This window comes from Gluconobacter sp. P1D12_c, assembly GCF_018812105.1.
GTDB classification, from domain to species: Bacteria; Pseudomonadota; Alphaproteobacteria; order Acetobacterales; family Acetobacteraceae; genus Gluconobacter; species Gluconobacter oxydans_A.
In genome coordinates this window covers 1-681 of the sequence record NZ_JACSIQ010000118.1, presented here as the reverse complement: position 1 = coordinate 681, position 681 = coordinate 1, and the positions used below count along the sequence as shown (strand labels likewise).

Below are 681 nucleotides of genomic sequence, written 5' to 3'. Positions count from 1 at the left end.
AGGAAAAATATAGAGAAATAGAGAGAGAAGTACAGAGGCTTGAAAATCTGTTCAATATAAAGGCTGTGCGATTGAAGGCACGTTATGAGACCAAGGCTATTCGTTATATGTTTGGGAATGGGGTCGAGGTTTATTGCGGTTGGGAAAAGCCTTACGATATCATGACTTGTTTGCATGACCATTATATTGACCATTCTTTTCCTGTGAAGGATGTGAAAAGTTATAGAGATTATTTGCGTTGTCTTCCTTCGCATTCTTCTTTGTTTTTGGATTACATAGAAAGCAGGGGATATGGTTTTTTAAKATTCAACGAATATTTGAACGATGACGAGGATGATTTTTGTTACGAGTGTGTTTTTGTTAATGACAATAAAGATGAGATACGCCTTTGGGTTAAAGATTTAGAAGAATGTGACAAGGATGGTTTGTATTCGAGTATCGATAATTTAGATTTGGAAAATTGTACGTCTGATGATTTTAAAAGAAGACTCTCAACGATTTGCGAGAAATTTTTTGGATCGTTGTCATGAGTTATCAATTCGCACATTTTGAGATGCTGAGTCGTAAAGTGCTTGTAAAGCCTTCCGACAAGGCAACGAAGTCTAAGAAGTGGAATATTAAAGAGACTATAGATGAGGCTACCCGGAGAAATCCGGATGCCTGTTTGCATGTTGAAAATCC

At 36.9% G+C, this 681-nt stretch carries 1 protein-coding gene; it reads left to right on the top strand.

Annotation, left to right across the window (positions count from 1 at the left end):
• Positions 1-530, top strand: a 530-nt coding sequence (locus KP705_RS15860) for a hypothetical protein (RefSeq protein ID WP_215764915.1), incomplete at its 5' end; no start/stop codon positions are given.
• Positions 531-681 lie beyond the last annotated feature (151 nt).